This is a genomic window from Streptomyces pristinaespiralis, assembly GCF_001278075.1.
In the GTDB taxonomy this organism is placed as follows: domain Bacteria; phylum Actinomycetota; class Actinomycetes; order Streptomycetales; family Streptomycetaceae; genus Streptomyces; species Streptomyces pristinaespiralis.
The window spans coordinates 2,448,824-2,465,067 of the sequence record NZ_CP011340.1 but is presented as its reverse complement, the minus strand read 5'-3'; the positions used below and the strand labels follow the sequence as shown (position 1 = coordinate 2,465,067).

The following is a 16,244-nucleotide window of genomic DNA, read 5'->3' as shown; positions in this document are numbered from 1 at the left end:
CGGTCCCCTTCTGCGTGCCCTCTTCTGCTGTGCGCCCCTCTGCCGTTGGCTGCCCGTCGGAGGACGGGCACAGGTTGAGGGGGTCGCCCATCACCTGGTCAGGGGGTGGGGTCGCCCATCACCGTGACGAAGGCCTGAGGGTCGGCGTCGAAGCCGACGAGCGAGTCGCTGAACGCCCAGTCCCCCGACTCGCCGCGCACGAACTCGCCCACCTTGGCCGCCGTGGAGCCTGCGACGGCGGCGAAGTCGTGCTGCCCGATCTCCTGGTGCCCCTCCAGGACCCGTACCGAGGCGTTCGCGACATCACCGAACACCGTGCGCCCGCTGCGCTGCTGGATCACCACGCCGAGGACGACACGGCCGTACTCCGCCGCCAGCCGGTCGAACTCGAGAGTCATGACCTCGTCGGCCCCGAAGCCCTGTCCCGTCTTGCTCTCCCTGGTCAGGATGATCGTGCCGTCGGGCGAGCGGCTGTCGAAGTGCACGACGTACGCCGGCTCACCGAACGGCGCCCGAGCGGAGTACGTCGCGGCCACGATGTCGAGGTCATGGGGCGGCTGTCCCAGCGGACTCGGATCCCACCTGAGGGTCACCTCCGCCTTCCGGACGCCCTTGTTGAGGCTGCTCACCGCTTTTTCCTTCCCCGTAACTGCCGGATGAAATGCGTTCGTTGACCGTATCCGCTCAGTGCGGGATGCGGCGAGGCGGCCGCTGGCGCACCACCTCGTCGCGGAATGCCGCGATCTCACTGCTGACCTGGCGGATCAGATGTGTGTGTTCGATCCGGTCCAGGTACAGGCAGCGCCGAGCGATTCCCTCGAGTTCGAAGACGAAACAGATCGACATCAGAGGATTGATGAAGAGTTCGCTGCCTCGGGTGCGGGCCGTGAACTGGACGTCTCCGAAGCCACCCCGCACGGCGGCGGCTATGGAGCCGTTCACGATGCTGGGGTGATCAGGCGTGGTGGCCTGGGCGTGGGCCACGGCGTCCAGGAAAAGGGCGCCTTCGCGGGTGGCGCGCGACACGGAGAAGGCACCGAGGTACGCGCCGTCGGTCTCGAGCGCCGCGATGTTCTCGAGCACGAGTCCATGGCTGACACCGTGGTACGCGTCGACGCCGAAGCCCACGGACACCACGAGGCGTTCAGGACCCTCGATGCCGTGCACGGCGGCGACGCTGGTCATGTCTTCCTCAGGGGTGCCGAGCCCCGACTCGTCGCCCCGCATCAGGATGTCCGTGCCTCCGTCGACGAGCACGACCGCGTCGATGTCGTACCGCTCGATCAGCGCACGGTAGGCGGCACGCAGCGGCTGGACGCCCACGCGGGAGAGGGCGTGAACCGTGTCGGGGTACCCATGGGTCGCGAGCCAACGGGCCAGCGAGCGCTCAGGGAAATAGGTCTGGTGCGGTGCCGTGTCGGGGCCGATCACCGCAACGTCGGGGGCGAGCCACGCGTCCAGAGGCAGCCCCTCGGTGGCGCTGAACGTGAGGTTGGCCAGATGGACTTCTTTGCCCTGGTGGCGCAGGGAGAGGGCGATCGGCAGGCCTGCGTACACGTCGAATCCGCCGCCGGCGCCGGCGACGAGGATGCGCTCGGCGGACCGGAGGCGGTGGAAGAGCGGGTTGGTGTGCAGGTCGGTCATGCTGATCATTGTGGGGGTCGCGGGCGGCGTGCGGTACGGCGTGAACGCACAGGGCACACCGTCCCGTCGGACGTGGTGATCGCCGTGGGAGGACGGACTGACGCGGAGAGTGACCGGGGCCACGTTTCGCGCCGTACGATGGCGCGGTGCTGGTCAAGTGGATTCGCTGCACGGTGGTGGACCGTCGAGGGTTCGAACGCGGGCAGCGGAAATGGGCGGGGCTGCCGGGTGAGCCAGGATTCAGGGGACAGGGCGGAGGGTGGAGCAGACTACGGCCGAACGTGGCCCATGTCTTCGCCTTCTGGGAGACCCGGGCCTTCTACGACTCCTTCATGGCCCGCTCCCACGACCGTCTCGCGGCCGGGCAGTCGGGCACCTACAAGGACATACAGGCCAAGCTTTTCGACTACCGCTTCGACGTCAAGACCGGGTTCGAGCCGCGGTTCACGGACGCCGACGTGGTCAGGGTGGCGCACTGCAAGGTGCGTGAGGACAGGGTCGAGCACTACTCCCTGATGCAGGAGAAGGTGTGGAACCCGGCCATGGCCGGGTCGCCGGGGATGGTGCGCGGGGTCTTCGGGGAGGCGCCCGGCTGTGAGTTCCTGGTGATGTCGATGTGGTTGTCGTCGGCAGAGCACGGGAAATACCGCGACGAGCGCATAGAGCGGTTGCTGCTGCGCGCCCAGACGCAGACCGATGTCGTGGCGCTCGCCGGCGACGTCGTGGAGCTCGAGCCGTCCTGGACGGTGTGATCAGCCGCTCATGACCGGCCGGCCTGCCGCCCGGGCCGAGGCAAAGGCGCCCGCCCGGACCGCCGCGAGGACGGCGGTGGCCGACTGGTCGGCGAGCGCCGGATCGATCGGCTCGCGGGTGATGAAGAGTCGGAAGTACAGCGGCGCGCTGACGGCGCGGACGACGGCCCCCGCGTCGGTCCCCGCCGGGGCCTCCCCGCGCTCCACCGCCCGGTGCACGACTCTCTCGCAGCGGGAGAACCGCTCCGCGTAGAAGGCGTGCAGCGCGTCTGCGGCGCGCCGGGACTGGAAGGCCGCGGCGATGATCGCGGTGGGGGCCGCCGCCTGTCCGGGGTCGGTGAAGGAGTCGGCCGCTTCGCGTGCCAGCGCCCGCAGGTCTCCTTCAAGGCTTCCTGTGTCCGGTGGGCTCCAGTCGTCCTCGCCGGCCAGGTCGAGCGTGTCGGCGAGGAGACCTTCGATGCCTCCCCAGCGCCGGTAGAGGGTCGTCTTGTGCACGCCCGAGTGCTCGGCGACGTATTCGACGGTGAGGCCGGGGTAGCCGTGTTCGCCCAGGCCCGTGAGGACGGCGTCGCGGACCGCGGCCCGGGTGCGGGCGGTTCGGCCGCCGGGGCGGAGTGTGCCTGGGGCGGACCCTGATTCAGTCAATTGCTACTCCCGTTGCGTTAGGGGATTCGAGTGTGCCACACTGCTCGTAACGCGACAACCGTTGCGTTAGAACCCGGCCGGAGGTGCACTTGCCCACTCAGATCTCCCTGCGCGGAGTGACCCTGTCCCGTGGCGACAGGCTGCTGCTCGACGACGTCTCCCTGACAGTGCGTCCGGGCGAGCGGATCGGCATCGTCGGGGAGAACGGGGCGGGGAAGTCGACCCTTCTGCGCCTGCTGGCCGGCATCGAGCGGCCGGACGACGGCGAGGTGATCACCGTTGCCGAGAACGGGGCGGGCCATCTGGCCCAGACTCCTGCGTTACCGCCCGCGAGCACGGTCGGTGAAGCCGTGGACGCCGCTCTCGCCGAACTGCGTTCCATGGAAGCGAGGCTGCGCGAGTTGGAAGCCGACCTCGGATCGGCCGAGCAGGGTGTGCTCGACGAGTACGGCGATCTGCTCACCGCCTTCGAGCTCCGCGGGGGATACGAGGCCGACGCCCGTGTCGACAAGGCCATGAACGGCCTGGGCATCGCCCACGTCGACCGCGATCGCATCCTCGGCAGCCTGTCCGGAGGCGAACAGGCACGACTCGGCCTCGCCTGTCTCGTTGCGGCGGCTCCCGAGGTGATGCTGCTCGACGAGCCGACGAACCACCTGGACGAGCACGCGCTCGACTGGCTCGAGAGCACACTGCTCAACCACACCGGGACGGTGATCGCCGTCTCGCACGACCGCACCTTCCTGGAGCGTGTCGCCACCGCGGTCATCGAGGTGGACGCCGACCGCTGCGCCGTCGTGCGCTACGGCGGCGGCTACGCGGGCTTCCGTGCCGAACAGGCAGCCGCTCGCCGGCGCTGGGAGCAGGCGTACGAGGAGTGGACCGAGGAGGTGGCGCGGCTGGAAGTCTTCGCGAACACCACGGCCCACGGCGTCGCCGTCGGCCGGTCCATCAAGGACAACAACAAAATGGCCTACGACCGGGCCGGCGGAAGGGTCCAGGCCTCCGTCTCCGGGCGCATCCGCAACGCCCAGGAGCGGCTGCGCAGACTCCGGGAGGAGCCGGTCGCGAAGCCCCCGGAGCCGCTGCTGTTCACCGCGGGGCCGGTGTCGGGCGCCGCGTCGGGCGAGCTCGTCACCCTGTCCGGCGTGCGCGTGGGAGACAGGCTCTCGGTCGACGGGCTCAGCGTCGGGGCCGGGCAGAAGCTCCTGATCCACGGCGGTAACGGCGCCGGGAAGTCCACCCTGCTACGGGTCATGGCCGGGCTGATCGAGCCGGACACCGGATCTGTGACACGCAGAGGAAGGACGGGCTTCCTCGCCCAGGAGATTCCAGTGAACCGGCCGGCCGAGCCTCTTCTCGAGGTCTTCCGGCGGGGCCTCGCGCTCGCCGAGGAGGACTCCGCGGAACTGCTGCTGTCCTACGGGCTCTTCCGCCCACGGGACCTGCGCATCGCCGTGGGATCCCTCTCCGCCGGGCAGCGCCGGCGGCTGGCCCTGGCCCGGCTCCTGGCCCGGCCGGCGGACCTGCTGCTGCTCGACGAGCCGGCCAACCATCTCGCACTCGGCCTTGTCGAGGATCTGGAGGAGGCCCTGTCCCGGTGGACAGGCGCGCTGGTGGTCGTCTCCCACGACCGTCTGCTGCGCCGGCGCTTCGACGGACAGGTCCGCCGGATGGACTCGGGGCGGCTGCTCGACTGAGCGGATGCCCCCATAGGGTCTTGGTATGGCACGACCGCGACGCATCGTCCTCGTCCGGCACGGAGAATCGGTGGGCAACGCCGATGACACGGTGTACGAACGCGAGCCCGACCATGCGCTGCAGCTCACCGCGGCGGGTCTGGCCCAGGCGGCGGAGACGGGGGCGCACCTGCGGGACCTGTTCGGCCGTGAGCGGGTCAGCGTCTATGTCTCCCCCTACCGTCGCACCCATGAGACGTTCCAGGCGTTCGCGCTCGACCCGGAGCTCGTCCGGGTCAGGGAAGAGCCGCGGCTGAGGGAGCAGGACTGGGGCAACTGGCAGGACAGGGAGGACGTGAGGCTCCAGAAGGCGTACCGCGACGCCTACGGCCACTTCTTCTACCGCTTCGCGCAGGGCGAGTCCGGGGCCGATGTCTACGACCGGGTCGGTGCCTTTCTGGAGAGTCTGCACCGCAGCTTCGCGGCACCGGACCATCCGCCGAACGTACTCCTCGTCACCCACGGTCTGACCATGCGGCTGTTCTGTATGCGGTGGTTCCACTGGTCGGTCGCGGAGTTCGAATCGCTGTCCAACCCTGGCAACGGCGAAACCCGTACCCTGCAGCTCGGCGACGACGGCAGGTACCACCTCGACCGGCCCTTCGAGCAGTGGAGGACTCCGGAGCCGTACGGAACCACCGGATAGAGTGGCAGGAAGATGACCGCTGATTCCGCATCCGACCAGCGCTTCGCACGCGCTCTGGACAGCCTGCGCGGCTTGTCCGTGGGAGACGCCCTGGGCTCCCAGTTCTTCGTTCCCTCCAACTATCCGCTGCTCAAGAGGCGCGAGCTGCCGCCGTCCCTCTGGCAGTGGACCGACGACACGGAGATGGCCTGCTCCGTCCTCGCCGTGCTCGTCGAACACCACCGCGTGGACCAGGACGCCCTCGCCCGGTCCTTCGCCGAACACCACGACTTCGACCGCGGCTACGGCCCCGCGGTCAACCGGCTTCTCCGGCTGATCAGGGAGGGCGGCGACTGGCGGGAGCTGGCCGCCGGGCTGTTCAAGGGACAAGGGTCGTGGGGCAACGGCTCCGCGATGCGGATCGCGCCTCTCGGCGCCTGGTACGCGGACGACCCCGAGCAGGCCACGCACCAGGCCGAGATCTCCTCGTACCCCACCCATCAGCACCGGGAGGCCGTGGTCGGCGCCATGGCCGTGGCCGCGGCGGCGGCGCTGGCCGCCGATCCCGCCGGGCCGCCCGCACCGGCAGACTTGCTGGACGGCGTGGTCGCCCTGGTGCCGCGCAGCGCGGTCGGCGCCGGACTGCGCCGGGCCAGGGACATGCTCGACTACGACGACGCCGGCACGGTCGCCGCCGTACTCGGCTGCGGCCGGCGTACCAGCGCCCATGACACGGTGCCGTTCGCCCTGTGGTCCGCGGCCCGGTCGCTCGGCGACTTCGAGCAGGCGTTCTGGACGACCGCCCAGGTCGGCGGTGACGTCGACACGACCTGCGCCATCGCCTGCGGGGTCGTCGCGGCGAGCAAGGGCGGACAGCCGCCGGCCGCCTGGCTGGAGAAGACCGAGGAACTGCCCGACTGGCTGCCCGGGCCGGACCGGCTCGGCTGACGCCGGAGCGCCCCGACACGGATACAGGCCGTCCCCCCGCTACGGCCTGTATCCGGGGCGTCATGCGGCGTGGCCGCCGGGGCCCGCCGCTCCGCTGAGTGCCTCCAGATCGCTCTTGCGGACCCGTATCACGAGAACGGCTGTCACCACGGCCAGAGCGACCAGGCCCACGCCCGCCCAGAAGGCGGTGGCGATGCCTTCGGCCAGCACCTGATGACCCCACGGGGGCGGCAGTTCGTGCGTCCGGGCGAAAGCTTCCTGCTGGGCAGGCGTCGATTCCGCGAGGAACGACGGCATCTGGCGCTCGGCCTCTTCGCGGCCGGCAGCCCCGAACACCGTCATGAGGATCGAAAGGCCGAGTGAACCGCCGACCATCTGCGTGGCATTGAGCAGGCTGGAGGCCGCACCCGACTCGTGCTGCGCCACACCGGACACGGCGGTCAGCGTCGCCGTCACGAACACCAGGCCCATGCCGAAGCCGAAGAGGAGCATCGGCCCCAGCACTCCACCCGCATAGGAGCTGTCGGGGGAGATGAGCGTCAGCCATGCCATGCCGCTGCCCGTGAGGACCGCGCCGGCGGTCAGGAAGGGCTTCGGGCCCAGCACCGGCAGGAGCTTCGTGGAGAGTCCGGCCGCTGTCATGATCGCCACCGTGACCGGCAGGAACGCGAGTCCGGAGGCGATGGGGCTGTAGTCGAGCACGTTCTGCACGAACAGGACGATGAAGAAGAACATGCCGAACATCGCCGCCGCGAGGCTCATCATGATCAGATACGTGCCGGAACGGTTGCGGTCGGCGAACATCCGCAGTGGTGTGATCGGATCACGGGTCCTGCGTTCGGTCAGCACGAACGCGGTCAGCAGCACGACGGACGCTGCGAACGCGCCGAGCGTGAGCCCGTCGCTCCAGCCGTCCTCGGAAGCCCTGATGAAGCCGTAGACCAGCGAGGCCATGCCCGCTGTCGAGGTGAGTGCGCCTGTCACGTCGAACCGGCCGGGATTGCGCTCGGACTCGTTGATGAACATCGGCGCGAGAACGGCGATGAGGATGCCGATGGGCAGGTTCACGTAGAAGACCCAGCGCCAGTCCAGCCACTCCGTGAGCATGCCTCCGGCCAGAAGCCCGATGGCCGCGCCGCTCGCGGAGACGGCCGCGAAGATGCCGAAGGCGCGATTGCGCTCCGGACCCTCGCGGAAGGTCGTGGTGATCAGGGCGAGCGCCGTGGGCGAGGCGATGGCGCCGCCGACGCCCTGCAGTGCGCGGGCAGCCAGCATCTGCCACGGCTCCTGGGCGATGCCGCACAGCAGCGAGGCGAAGGTGAAGAGCAGTACGCCGGAGATGAATACGCGCCGGCGGCCGAGGATGTCGCCCGCCCTGCCACCGAGCAGCAGAAGTCCGCCGAAGGTGAGCGTGTAGGCGTTCACCACCCATGAGAGCTGGGTCGTGGTGAACTCGAGGGCTCCCTGGATGTGCGGGAGCGCGATATTCACAATCGTGGTGTCGAGGACCACCATGAGCTGCAGAGCGGCGATGACGGCGAGTGCGATGCCCGGGCGCCCCTGCCGGCGGGCGGCCCCCGGACGTTCAGGTGCGGTTAACTGAGAGGTTGTCACTACGAGTCCCCCACGCATGAGTTAGTGAACGAAGGCGTTCACTTTCTCGTCAACCGTAGAGAGTCCCCGTCAGTGAACGCAAGCGTTCACTGAACCTCCCGTCCCCAACGGAGATATGAAGATGGCCACTTCGCGCTGGACCGGTGCCGCAGAGGTTCCACCGGTCCCCTTGCGTCGACGAGGGCCCGTGCTGGAGCGTGCGATCCTCGAAGCCGCCCTGGAGCAGCTCAGCACGGTCGGCTGGAGCGGGCTGACGATGGAGGGCGTGGCCGCCTCGGCGCAGACCGGCAAGGCGGCCGTCTACCGTCGCTGGCCCTCGAAAGAGGATCTTGTCGCCGACGCCCTCGAGGCGGGCCTGCCGAGCCTCGACGAGGCCGTCGATCACGGCAGCGTCCGGGAGGACCTCCTCCATGTCTGCCGACGGGTGCGTGACGCGATGTTCTCCCGCACCGGGATCGCGCTTCGCTCGGTGCTGTACGAATGCGACACCGCCACCGCGGAACGCTTCCAGAGCCTGATCAACACCAGGGTGATCGAACCGTCCACCGAGCTCTTCCGTGAGGTGGTGCACCGTGGTGTGCGCCGCGGCGACGTGCGGCCGGACGCGGCCTGCGAGCTCGTCCTCGACGTGATCCCCGGCCTGCTGATGTACCGCTCGAAGATCTGCGGAAGCGACTGGCCCGACCCCGACATCGCCGAGATGATCGACCAGGTCATGGTCCCGCTGCTCCGGCCCCACAGCTGCCCGCCGGTGTCCCGCGGGACGTGACACGGAGCCGGGTGTCGTCCGGCCACCGGGGCGGCGTACCCTTGTTGGCGCCATGGCCTACGAACCACCTACCCACGCAGTCGAGCGCTCGATCCGGGCCACGACCGGCGCCAAGATCGTTGCCGGGATCGACGAGGTCGGCCGCGGAGCGTGGGCGGGACCGGTCACGGTCTGCGCGGCGGTCACCGGCCTGCGCCGGCCCCCGGTCGGCCTCACCGACTCCAAGCTGATCACCCCCAAGCGCCGGGCGGAGATGGCCGAGCTCCTGGAGGGCTGGGTCACGGCTCACGCCCTCGGCCACGCCTCCCCCGAGGAGATCGACGAACTGGGGATGACGGCGGCCCTCCGCCTGGCCGCCGGCCGGGCGCTGGAAGGGCTGCCGGTCCGCCCCGACGCCATCATCCTCGACGGCAAGCACGACTACCTGGGAGTGCCCTGGCAGGTGCGAACAGTGATCAAGGGCGACCAGTCGTGCGTGGCCGTGGCCGCGGCGTCGGTGATCGCCAAGGTGCACAGGGACGCGATGATGGCGCAACTGCCGGAGGAGTTCACCGCGTTCGGCTTCGCCGACAATGCCGGCTATCCGTCGCCCGTGCACAAGGCCGCCCTCCGGGAGCTCGGACCCACTCCGTACCACCGGCTGTCCTGGGCCTATCTCGACTACCTGCCCCAGTGGCGGCACCTCAAGAAGGTCCGGCTCTCGCCGGAGGCGGCGGAACTCGAAAGCGGGGGCCAGCTCGGCTTCGACTTCTGAACTCGCCCCGCCGTCAACGTGCCTCGCACGTTTTGTGCCACCCGCCGATGCCGTCCGCAGCGGCGTTTGATAGACATCCACCCATGCCTCTCATTCCCGAGGAGCCTCACATTCACGAGAGCGCCCAGGGTCCCCGCGTCACTCCGGCCACAGGCCGCACCGCGCCGACCCCCCGTCCCGTACCCGGTCCGCGTTCCGCGGCCTCGCCGCGCCCCGGTCACCCGGGCCCTGGCCCGTCCCGTCCCGCCCCGCCCGCGCAGCGTGCGGCCGGCGCTGCCGGGAAGCCCGAGCCGTCACGGCCGGAGACTCGTTCCACGCCGCAGATCCAGCTGGTCCCCGCCCCCGCTGACGGCGCGCTGGACGCCGCCGACGAGGCGGTCGACCTGCTGCTGGACTCCGGTCGCGCCCCCGGCGACGTCCTGGTGTTCACGACCGGTGACCAGCACCCGTGGGCCGCGCACGAGCTGTCCTTCGGTGAAGGCACCTACTGGGCCCAGCACGACGCCCGGGATGACGTCTTCTACGCGGACGCTTCTTCCGTGGAGCGTGCCGCGGCTCGCCCCGTGGTCGTCTTCGCGGTCAACGGCGGCACGGACGACAGCACCGCCCGCGCGCTCCCGGCCGCCTTGGAGAAGGCTTCGGCACTTCTCATCGTGTGCGGCGACCCGGCGCGGATCAACGCCGTGCTCGGCGCGGGAGTCTGATCCGCACCTGCGGAACGGGCCGCACGGCCCGGTCGTGACCCGGCTGCCCAGTGCCTGGGCAGCCGGCGGATGACACCTTCAGCGGGCCGCCGTGCGACGGAGCGCGTCCACGGCGCCCCCCGCCGTACGCAGGGGAACATGGTCGGTGTCGGTCCCGGCGTCAGCCAGACGGCCCGGTGAGGACGTCGAGTTGGGGTGCCGGCCGCCCCGGCCCTCGCCCAGCACCTGCCAACCGCCGCGCGTCAGCGTGATGTACGCGCCGCAGCGCAGCCCGTGCAGTGTGCAGGCGTCCCGCAGGCCCCACATCCAGGCCCCGTCCTCCTCCGTCCAACGCTCGTCGCCCTCACGGCAGTAGAGCAGCACGGCGGTGCGCACCGGCGTGCGCCGACGGAGATCGTGAGGGATCACGCGGCGTAGGTGGGCCAGCAGCGCGTTGCGGAACTCCCAGCCGTCCGCCGGGACGGCACGCCGGGAGAACGAAGCGCTGGCCGCGAGCCGTTCCTCGTGATCGAGCACGGCGACGACAGCCGTCGCCGGCGCGGGACGGTGCCGCGCATGCAGTCCACCGACGACCTCGCGCGGGTTGCGCAGCAGCGGGATTCCGGCCGCTGCCCACTCGGCCGGTTCGAGCAACCGGGCAAGGCGGTTGGCGGAGTTGGCCGATGCGGTGATCGAAGTGGCTGCGGACGAAGCGAATCCGAAGGTCACGGTCCTCCCTTCGCATACGCGCCCACAGTGCGGGCAGGGTCGGGTGAGGGCGCGCCGCGGCATGGCCCTTCAGGACCACTTACGGGCCGTGCGGGGAGCACTCCAATTCTTCCTGGCGCATGGGAATGCGGCAACGAGCAATTCGGCACGACCGGATGAAATCAGTGGGTATGACTCTCATATCCCTTCCCCTATCTGCCACCGGTGACCCCTCCGCATCAGGACTGGACGGCAAGGACCAGCGGAAACACGCCCGGCGCACCCGCCCTGCGCAGCAACCGCGACGCCACAGCCAGAGTCCAGCCGCTCTCCGAGTAGTCGTCCACCAGAAGAACAGGGCCGCCCGCGGCCGTCAGAGCCTCGGCCAACTGCGGCGGCACGACGAGCGCCTCGTGCAGAGCGCGCACCCGCTGGGCACTGTTGGTGCGCGAGACATGTGCCTCCAGTGCCTCCGGCACGTACTCGACGGTGCCGAGCACGGGCATTCTGCCGACCTGCCCGATACGGCTGCCGAGAGAGCCGATCAGGCGGGGCCTGGTACGGGAGGCGATCGTGACCACACCCACGGGGCGCGCCGGCGCGTCCACATCCCCGGAGGCCCAGCCACCGGGCCCCTTGGCCCAGTCGGCGAGCACGGTCACCACCGCGTCGGCCATGTCGTCGGGCACGGGGCCGTCCGGCGCCTGCGGAGCGAACATCGGGCGCAGGCGGTTCCCCCAGCCGATGTCCGAAAGCCGTCCCAGCGCCCGCCCGGTGAAGGACTGCTCACCTTCCGGGATCCGGCCTTTGAGAGTGACGCCGACAGCGGCCAGCCCGGTGGGCCACATCTTGCGGGGCTCGACATCGACTCCCGGCCTGCCGAGCTCGCCGCGCGCCGCGTCCAGGGCGCCCGCCGACACCTTGTCGCTGAATCGCGCTCCCGCGCAGTTGTCGCAGCGACCGCAGGGCGTCGCCTCCTCGTCGTCGAGCTGGCGCCTCAGGAACTCCATCCGGCAGCCGGTGGAGCGGGCGTACTCACGCATCGCCTGCTGCTCCGACGCGCGCTGCCGGGCCACCCACGCATAGCGCTCCGAGTCGTAGGACCACGGCTGACCCGTCGTGGTCCAGCCGCCCTTGACCCGGCGCACCGCACCGTCCACGTCGAGCACCTTGAGCATGGTCTCCAGCCGCGTGCGCCGCAGCTCCACCAAGGGCTCCAGCGCAGGCAGGGACAGCGGCCTGTCTGCCTGTGCCAGTACGTCGAGAGTGCGCCGGACAAGCTCCTCGGGAGGAAAGGCGACGGACGCGAAGTACTGCCAGATCGCCTCGTCCTCCTTGCCCGGCAGGAGCAGCACCTCCGCATGCTCCACGCCGCGGCCGGCGCGGCCCACCTGCTGGTAGTAGGCGATCGGCGACGAGGGGGATCCGAGGTGCACGACGAAGCCGAGATCGGGCTTGTCGAACCCCATGCCCAGCGCCGAGGTCGCGACCAGCGCCTTCACGCGGTTCGCGAGCAGGTCCTCCTCCGCCTGCTGGCGGTCTGCGTTCTCCGTGCGGCCCGTGTACGAGGTCACGGTGTGGCCGCACTGGCGCAGGTACGCGGTCACCTCCTCGGCGGCGGCGACCGTCAGTGTGTAGATGATCCCGGAACCAGGCAGCTCGCCGAGATGGTCTGCCAGCCAGGCAAGCCGGCTGGCGGCGTCCGGGAGTTGCAGCACACCGAGACTCAGGCTTTCGCGGTCCAGCGGGCCGCGGAGCACCAGGGCGTCGGTGCCCGCTCCCGTGCCGAGCTGCTCCGCGACGTCCGCCGTGACCCGCGCATTGGCGGTGGCGGTCGTCGCGAGGACGGGGACGCCGGCGGGAAGCTCCGCGAGCATGGTGCGCAGCCTGCGGTAATCGGGCCGGAAATCATGGCCCCAGTCAGAGATGCAGTGGGCCTCGTCCACCACGAGCAGCCCGGTCGCGGCCGAGAGGCGGGGCAGAACCTGGTCTCGGAAGTCGGGGTTGTTCAGCCGCTCGGGGCTCACGAGCAGAACGTCGACCTCGCCCGCGGCCACCTCGGACTGGATCGTCTCCCACTCCTCGGTGTTGGACGAGTTGATCGACCGGGCGCGGATACCCGCCCGGGCCGCGGCCTCCACCTGGTTGCGCATGAGCGCGAGCAGGGGAGAGACGATCACAGTGGGGCCGCTGCCGCGTGCCCGCAGCAGGGAGGTGGCGACGAAGTAGACCGCGGACTTTCCCCATCCGGTCCGCTGCACGACCAGCGCACGGCGCTTGTCGGCGACGAGCGCCTCGATGGCCCGCCACTGGTCCTCACGCAGCCGGGCGCGGCCGGAGGTGTCGGAGACGAGCCGGGCCAGTACGGAATCGGCGGAAGCCCGAAGCTCCACGCGGTCTGCGTTGGTCATGCACCCATGCAACCCGATGACACCGACAAAGCGCGAACGAGCCGGTGACCTGTGGACAACTTTATCCACAGGGGTCGCGGCGGGTGGGGCCCGCACGGGACCGTCGGAGCATGAACAAGCACCACGACCTCACCGGATCAGGCCCCGACCAGCAGATCACCCTGCGCGGCCCTGGCGAACTCGCCGACGCGCTTCCGTACATGATGGGCTTCCACCCGACCGATTCGATCGTCCTCGTCGCCCTGCATGGCAGCAATGGACGCTTCGGGGGAAGACTGCGGCTCGGAATCCCGCGTTCGCCACGGGAGTGGGAACCCGTCGCGGCCCAGCTCGCGGAGTGTCTGATCCGGGGCAGCGGACGCCGTGGCCCACGGCCCGACGGCATCGTCGTCTTCCTCTGCCAGGACCCGGTCGGCGACGAGACGGGCGACCGGGTGATGGAGCGCCTGCGGCCGCTCGCGCAGCGACTGCGCACCGCCTGCGGAGGCCTCGACGTGCCCGTGTACGAGGCACTGTGCATTTCCGACGGCCGATTCTGGTCCTACTGCTGCCCTGATGCCCGCTGCTGTCCGACCGACGGCACACCCCTCGCTCTGCCGGGCACGTCGGTGATGGCCGCCGCGGCCGCGTACGCCGGAGTCCGGGTGCGTGGAAGCCTGCGCGACATGGAGCGGCGGTTCGCCCCGCCGCCCGGGCCGGCCGCGGAGGACCAGGTGCGAGCACTGGACGCCGCGGGTGCCGCCCTGACGTCCAGGATCCTCGACGCACAGGGCAGGCAAGGGGTCGCCGACGAGACCGTCGCGCTGGCCCGACTCCTGCTGGAACGGATGGCGCAAGCCCCGCGCACCGATGGTGATGCCGCTGCCGACGCCGAGGACGACCGGCTCGTCTCGGACGACGAGGCCGCCGCGGTGATCCTCGGCCTTCAGGACCGGGAGACCAGGGACCGGGCGGCGCAATGGATGGAGGGGGAGGAAGCGGCTCCGGCCCTGCGTCTCTGGCGTGTCCTGTCGAGGCGGTGCGCCGCGCCTTACACGGAGCACGCCGCCGCCACCCTCACCCTCGCCGGGTGGGTGTCCTGGTCCGTCGGCGACGAGCCCGGCGCACGGGTGGCTCTGGGGCTCGCCCTGCGGGCGGACCCTGAATACGTCTTCGCGCGCCTGCTGCACCAGGCGTGCAACGAAGGGCTGGATCCGGAAACGGTGCGCCGTTGCCTGCGGAGTCAGCGGGACGTCCCGCCGCAGGTGCCGTCGTCACCCTGTCCCGATGATCACCGGACCGCGGCCGGGCGGCGGCCCCGCACGAGGGTCGTCCGGCCGTCCGCCGCCGAGCCTGACCGGGCCGGCTCGCACCGGACGCACCCCCGGAGCGGTGCCACGCCCGGCCGCCCACGCCACGGAACAGCGGCCGCTCGTGCGCGTACGCGTGCCGCACGCCGCGGCGGGCAGCGCGGTGCCCGGAGCGGACGGTGACCGGCGTGCCGGTGCCTGTGCCGTGGCCGGTGGGTGTGCAGTTCAACGGCATTCGGCGACCGACGGCAGGCACTCCAGCGGTTTTCCACGGCCGGTTGCAGGCAGCCCAGCGCCTCGGGGGCGGTCGTGATCCGGCAAGCGTGAACGCTCGAGAGGGCTGCGGCAGGCGGACCGCAGCGGGACTCGGTGGTCCGCTGCCGTCCGGAAACACTCGAGCGGGCCGCCGGCGGGCTCCACTTGGGCGGTGTGAACCGGTGGCGGCCGACTTCGGGAGCCGGGCCGAAAACGATCGGACGCAGGCGGCGAAGACTGTGTTTATCGTCAGGCAGACGACTATGATCGCGGCATGTCGCCCTACGACCCGTCGGCCTTCCCGCCCTTTGCCGTCACTGTCGACCTGGTCGTGCTCACCGTGCGTCGGCATGCGCTCTGCGCCCTCGTCGTACGCCGCGGCGAGCCGCCGTTCCAGGGGCGGTGGGCGCTGCCCGGAGGCTTCGTCCGGGGCGACGAGGACCTGGCGGCCGCGGCCGCGCGCGAACTGGCCGAGGAGACGGGACTGTGCGCGCACGACCCGGCGTCCCCGGGATCGGCCAATGGCGCCCACCTGGAACAGCTCGCCACATACGGCGACCCCAAGCGTGATCCGCGTATGCGGGTGGTGAGCGTCGCGCATCTCGTGCTCGCCCCGGACCTGCCGGCGCCCCGTGCCGGTGGTGACGCGAACAGCGCCCGTTGGGCGCCGGTCGAGGAGCTCCTCGACAGGGAGGCTGCTTTCGCACGCGAGGAAGAACAGCAGGCGCCGCTCGCCTTCGACCACGCGCTGATCCTGGCGGACGGCGTGGAGCGGGCCCGTTCCAAGATCGAGTACTCCTCCCTGGCCACGGCGTTCTGCCCTCCGGAGTTCACCGTCGGGGAGCTGCGGAGGGTGTACGAGGCGGTGTGGGGCGTAGCCCTCGACCCCCGCAACTTCCACCGCAAGGTGACCGGTACGCCGGGCTTCCTGGTCCCGGCCGGCGGCACGACCACCCGGCAGGGCGGGCGCCCCGCCCAGCTTTTCCGGGCCGGTGGCGCCACGATTCTGAACCCGCCGATGCTGCGGCCCGAGGTCTGACCGCGACGCGGGTCGCGGCCAGGGCCCCGTGGGGCGGGGCTTGGCACGGCATGAAGTGGCTGCGGGCTGCAGGGCTGCGGGCAGGGCCCCGTAGAGCGGACGGCTTGGCATGGCATGAAGTGGCTGCGGACTGCGGGCTGCGTGCGCCGCCTCCGGACATCCCACGGCGGGCCTGTGCGACGCCGCCTGAGGCGCGGCCCGCCGTGCAGCCTGAGACGCGGCCTGCCGTGCGGCTCGGCTTGAAGGGGTGCCGCGGCCGGTCCCGATGTGTGGCCCATCAGACGGAGGCACGCCGTCCTGCACGAGGCGCGGTCCGGCTCAAGCCCGGATCGCCGCCGTCGCCGGCGGTCTGACGCCGTGTCCGTATGA

General features: G+C 70.8%; 15 protein-coding genes. 9 read left to right on the top strand and 6 right to left on the bottom strand.

The features are described from left to right. Positions 1-98: 98 nt before the first annotated feature. Positions 99-680, bottom strand: coding sequence for a TerD family protein (locus tag SPRI_RS10240; protein ID WP_259372268.1), 582 nt, complete (start codon positions 678-680; stop codon positions 99-101). Between the two features lie 4 nt (positions 681-684). Further along, the gene (locus SPRI_RS10235; RefSeq protein WP_037773595.1) at positions 685-1,644 is read right to left on the bottom strand and encodes a DUF1152 domain-containing protein; all 960 of its coding nucleotides are present in this window, start codon (positions 1,642-1,644) and stop codon (positions 685-687) included. Positions 1,645-1,790: 146 nt separating this feature from the next. Here SPRI_RS10235 and SPRI_RS10230 point away from each other — a divergent pair, with 146 nt between their 5' ends. Then, on the top strand, positions 1,791-2,396 hold the full coding sequence (locus SPRI_RS10230; protein ID WP_005311059.1) for a YdbC family protein: 606 nt from the start codon (positions 1,791-1,793) through the stop codon (positions 2,394-2,396). Here SPRI_RS10230 and SPRI_RS10225 read toward each other — a convergent pair whose 3' ends face one another. Then, entirely contained in the window at positions 2,397-3,041 is a 645-nt protein-coding gene (locus SPRI_RS10225; protein ID WP_005311057.1) for a TetR/AcrR family transcriptional regulator, read from the bottom strand. It lies immediately after the preceding gene. Between the two features lie 89 nt (positions 3,042-3,130). Between SPRI_RS10225 and SPRI_RS10220 the strand changes: the two genes are divergently transcribed. From SPRI_RS10220 to SPRI_RS10210, 3 genes are read left to right on the top strand one after another with little or no spacing between them, the layout of a single operon-like run. Further along, positions 3,131-4,741: an ABC-F family ATP-binding cassette domain-containing protein gene (locus SPRI_RS10220; RefSeq protein WP_037773593.1), complete on the top strand. Its 1,611-nt coding sequence runs from the start codon at positions 3,131-3,133 to the stop codon at positions 4,739-4,741. 25 nt (positions 4,742-4,766) lie between these two features. Beyond that, positions 4,767-5,426 carry a histidine phosphatase family protein gene (locus tag SPRI_RS10215; protein ID WP_005311052.1) on the top strand — a complete coding sequence of 220 codons (660 nt, stop codon included), beginning with the start codon at positions 4,767-4,769 and terminating at the stop codon, positions 5,424-5,426. Between the two features lie 12 nt (positions 5,427-5,438). Further along, complete coding sequence (locus SPRI_RS10210; protein WP_005311050.1) at positions 5,439-6,353, top strand: ADP-ribosylglycohydrolase family protein; 915 nt, start codon at positions 5,439-5,441, stop codon at positions 6,351-6,353. Between the two features lie 60 nt (positions 6,354-6,413). Here SPRI_RS10210 and SPRI_RS10205 read toward each other — a convergent pair whose 3' ends face one another. Next, the gene (locus SPRI_RS10205; RefSeq protein WP_005311049.1) at positions 6,414-7,967 is read right to left on the bottom strand and encodes an MFS transporter; all 1,554 of its coding nucleotides are present in this window, start codon (positions 7,965-7,967) and stop codon (positions 6,414-6,416) included. A gap of 121 nt (positions 7,968-8,088) precedes the next feature. Here SPRI_RS10205 and SPRI_RS10200 point away from each other — a divergent pair, with 121 nt between their 5' ends. The 3 genes from SPRI_RS10200 to SPRI_RS10190 all read left to right on the top strand — a co-directional run bounded on the left by SPRI_RS10200 (position 8,089) and on the right by SPRI_RS10190 (position 10,194). Continuing rightward, a complete protein-coding gene (locus tag SPRI_RS10200) occupies positions 8,089-8,736 on the top strand; it encodes a TetR/AcrR family transcriptional regulator (RefSeq protein ID WP_037776227.1) in 648 nt (215 codons plus the stop codon). Positions 8,737-8,788: 52 nt separating this feature from the next. Then, complete coding sequence (locus tag SPRI_RS10195) at positions 8,789-9,490, top strand: ribonuclease HII (protein ID WP_005311044.1); 702 nt, start codon at positions 8,789-8,791, stop codon at positions 9,488-9,490. An 83-nt stretch (positions 9,491-9,573) separates the two neighbouring features. After that, positions 9,574-10,194, top strand: a complete 621-nt coding sequence (locus SPRI_RS10190; RefSeq protein ID WP_005311042.1) for a hypothetical protein — start codon at positions 9,574-9,576, stop codon at positions 10,192-10,194. Positions 10,195-10,272: 78 nt separating this feature from the next. On the opposite strand, the gene SPRI_RS10185 is transcribed toward SPRI_RS10190, so the two are convergent. Both SPRI_RS10185 and SPRI_RS10180 read right to left on the bottom strand, forming a co-directional pair. Next, positions 10,273-10,902, bottom strand: a complete 630-nt coding sequence (locus tag SPRI_RS10185) for a hypothetical protein (RefSeq protein ID WP_005311039.1) — start codon at positions 10,900-10,902, stop codon at positions 10,273-10,275. A gap of 218 nt (positions 10,903-11,120) precedes the next feature. After that, entirely contained in the window at positions 11,121-13,292 is a 2,172-nt protein-coding gene (locus SPRI_RS10180; RefSeq protein ID WP_005311037.1) for a RecQ family ATP-dependent DNA helicase, read from the bottom strand. A gap of 110 nt (positions 13,293-13,402) precedes the next feature. On the opposite strand from SPRI_RS10180, the gene SPRI_RS10175 reads away from it, so the two are divergent. Together SPRI_RS10175 and SPRI_RS10170 are read left to right on the top strand one after the other, a co-directional pair. Further along, a complete protein-coding gene (locus SPRI_RS10175; protein WP_053556871.1) occupies positions 13,403-14,764 on the top strand; it encodes a DUF4192 domain-containing protein in 1,362 nt (453 codons plus the stop codon). Positions 14,765-15,110: 346 nt separating this feature from the next. After that, entirely contained in the window at positions 15,111-15,875 is a 765-nt protein-coding gene (locus tag SPRI_RS10170) for an NUDIX hydrolase (RefSeq protein ID WP_005311033.1), read from the top strand. Positions 15,876-16,244 lie beyond the last annotated feature (369 nt).

What these genes read in the sequence shown, in the direction of transcription:
- SPRI_RS10190 (WP_005311042.1), top strand. Translation starts at nt 9,574, where the DNA reads ATGCCTCTCATTCCCGAGGAGCCTCACATTCACGAGAGCGCCCAGGGT.
- SPRI_RS10210 (WP_005311050.1), top strand. Translation starts at nt 5,439, where the DNA reads ATGACCGCTGATTCCGCATCCGACCAGCGCTTCGCACGCGCTCTGGAC.
- SPRI_RS10180 (WP_005311037.1), bottom strand. Translation starts at nt 13,292, where the DNA reads ATGACCAACGCAGACCGCGTGGAGCTTCGGGCTTCCGCCGATTCCGTA.
- SPRI_RS10215 (WP_005311052.1), top strand. Translation starts at nt 4,767, where the DNA reads ATGGCACGACCGCGACGCATCGTCCTCGTCCGGCACGGAGAATCGGTG.
- SPRI_RS10170 (WP_005311033.1), top strand. Translation starts at nt 15,111, where the DNA reads ATGTCGCCCTACGACCCGTCGGCCTTCCCGCCCTTTGCCGTCACTGTC.
- SPRI_RS10235 (WP_037773595.1), bottom strand. Translation starts at nt 1,644, where the DNA reads ATGACCGACCTGCACACCAACCCGCTCTTCCACCGCCTCCGGTCCGCC.
- SPRI_RS10200 (WP_037776227.1), top strand. Translation starts at nt 8,089, where the DNA reads ATGGCCACTTCGCGCTGGACCGGTGCCGCAGAGGTTCCACCGGTCCCC.
- SPRI_RS10175 (WP_053556871.1), top strand. Translation starts at nt 13,403, where the DNA reads ATGAACAAGCACCACGACCTCACCGGATCAGGCCCCGACCAGCAGATC.
- SPRI_RS10195 (WP_005311044.1), top strand. Translation starts at nt 8,789, where the DNA reads ATGGCCTACGAACCACCTACCCACGCAGTCGAGCGCTCGATCCGGGCC.